We start from the raw sequence: 2,500 nt of genomic DNA, 5'->3' as shown, positions 1-2,500 counted from the left end.
AATTCCGTCGGAATCYGGGAGGACCATCTCCCAAGGCTAAATACTCCCTAGTGATCGATAGTGAACCAGTACCGTGAGGGAAAGGTGAAAAGCACCCCGGAAGGGGAGTGAAAGAGATCCTGAAACCGTGTGCCTACAAATAGTCAGAGCCCGTTAATGGGTGATGGCGTGCCTTTTGTAGAATGAACCGGCGAGTTACGATYCCRTGCGAGGTTAAGCTGAAGAGGCGGAGCCGCAGCGAAAGCGAGTCTGAATAGGGCGTTTAGTACGTGGTCGTAGACCCGAAACCAGGTGATCTACCCATGTCCAGGGTGAAGTTCAGGTAACACTSAMTGGAGGCCCGAACCCACGCACGTTGAAAAGTGCGGGGATGAGGTGTGGGTAGCGGAGAAATTCCAATCGAACCTGGAGATAGCTGGTTCTCCCCGAAATAGCTTTAGGGCTAGCCTTAAGTGTAAGAGTCTTGGAGGTAGAGCACTGATTGAACTAGGGGTCCTCATCGGATTACCGAATTCAGTCAAACTCCGAATGCCAATGACTTATCCTTAGGAGTCAGACTGCGAGTGATAAGATCCGTAGTCAAGAGGGAAACAGCCCAGATCGCCAGCTAAGGTCCCAAAGTGTGTATTAAGTGGAAAAGGATGTGGAGTTGCTTAGACAACTAGGATGTTGGCTYAGAAGCAGCCACCATTTAAAGAGTGCGTAATAGCTCACTAGTCGAGTGACTCTGCGCCGAAAATGTACCGGGGCTAAATACACCACCGAAGCTGCGAATTGATACCAATGGTATCAGTGGTAGGGGAGCGTTCTAAGTGCAGTGAAGTCAGACCGGAAGGACTGGTGGAGCGCTTAGAAGTGAGAATGCCGGTATGAGTAGCGAAAGACGGGTGAGAATCCCGTCCACCGAATGCCTAAGGTTTCCTGAGGAAGGCTCGTCCGCTCAGGGTTAGTCAGGACCTAAGCCGAGGCCGAMAGGCGTAGGCGATGGACAACAGGTTGATATTCCTGTACCACCTCTTTATCGTTTGAGCAATGGAGGGACGCAGAAGGATAGAAGAAGCGTGCGATTGGTTGTGCACGTCCAAGCAGTTAGGCTGATAAGTAGGCAAATCCGCTTATCGTGAAGGCTGAGCTGTGATGGGGAAGCTCCTTATGGAGCGAAGTCTTTGATTCCCCGCTGCCAAGAAAAGCTTCTAGCGAGATAAAAGGTGCCTGTACCGCAAACCGACACAGGTAGGCGAGGAGAGAATCCTAAGGTGTGCGAGAGAACTCTGGTTAAGGAACTCGGCAAAATGACCCCGTAACTTCGGGAGAAGGGGTGCTTTCTTAACGGAAAGCCGCAGTGAATAGGCCCAAGCGACTGTTTAGCAAAAACACAGGTCTCTGCGAAGCCGTAAGGCGAAGTATAGGGGSTGACACCTGCCCGGTGCTGGAAGGTTAAGGAGAGGGGTTAGCGTAAGCGAAGCTCTGAACTGAAGCCCCAGTAAACGGCGGCCGTAACTATAACGGTCCTAAGGTAGCGAAATTCCTTGTCGGGTAAGTTCCGACCCGCACGAAAGGYGYAACGATYTGGGCACTGTCTCAACCAGAGACTCGGTGAAATTATAGTACCTGTGAAGATGCAGGTTACCCGCGACAGGACGGAAAGACCCCGTGGAGCTTTACTGTAGCCTGATATTGAATTTTGGTACAGTTTGTACAGGATAGGCGGGAGCCATTGAAACCGGAGCGCTAGCTTCGGTGGAGGCGCTGGTGGGATACCGCCCTGACTGTATTGAAATTCTAACCTACGGGTCTYATCGACCCGGGAGACAGTGTCAGGTGGGCAGTTTGACTGGGGCGGTCGCCTCCTAAARTGTAACGGAGGCGCCCAAAGGTTCCCTCAGAATGGTTGGAAATCATTCGTAGAGTGCAAAGGCATAAGGGAGCTTGACTGCGAGACCTACAAGTCGAGCAGGGACGAAAGTCGGGCTTAGTGATCCGGTGGTTCCGCATGGAAGGGCCATCGCTCAACGGATAAAAGCTACCCCGGGGATAACAGGCTTATCTCCCCCAAGAGTCCACATCGACGGGGAGGTTTGGCACCTCGATGTCGGCTCATCGCATCCTGGGGCTGTAGTCGGTCCCAAGGGTTGGGCTGTTCGCCCATTAAAGCGGTACGCGAGCTGGGTTCAGAACGTCGTGAGACAGTTCGGTCCCTATCCGTCGTGGGCGCAGGAAATTTGAGAGGAGCTGTCCTTAGTACGAGAGGACCGGGATGGACGCACCGCTGGTGTACCAGTTGTTCTGCCAAGGGCATAGCTGGGTAGCTATGTGCGGAAGGGATAAGTGCTGAAAGCATCTAAGCATGAAGCCCCCCTCAAGATGAGATTTCCCATAGCGTAAGCTAGTAAGATCCCTGAAAGATGATCAGGTTGATAGGTTCGAGGTGGAAGCATGGTGACATGTGGAGCTGACGAATACTAATAGATCGAGGACTTAACCATATAATATGAAGCAA

At 52.2% G+C, this 2,500-nt stretch carries 1 rRNA gene (cut by a window edge); it reads left to right on the top strand.

Annotated features, from left to right (window positions below):
- Positions 1–2,486 (top strand): 23S ribosomal RNA (locus tag AC1DCM_RS26405) (it extends 436 nt beyond the left edge of the window).
- The last annotated feature ends 14 nt before the right edge of the window (positions 2,487–2,500 follow it).

Source organism: Paenarthrobacter sp. 10N417 (assembly GCF_056394745.1).
The sequence above is the reverse complement of the archived record's forward strand: the minus strand, read 5'-3'. Positions and strand labels throughout refer to the sequence as shown.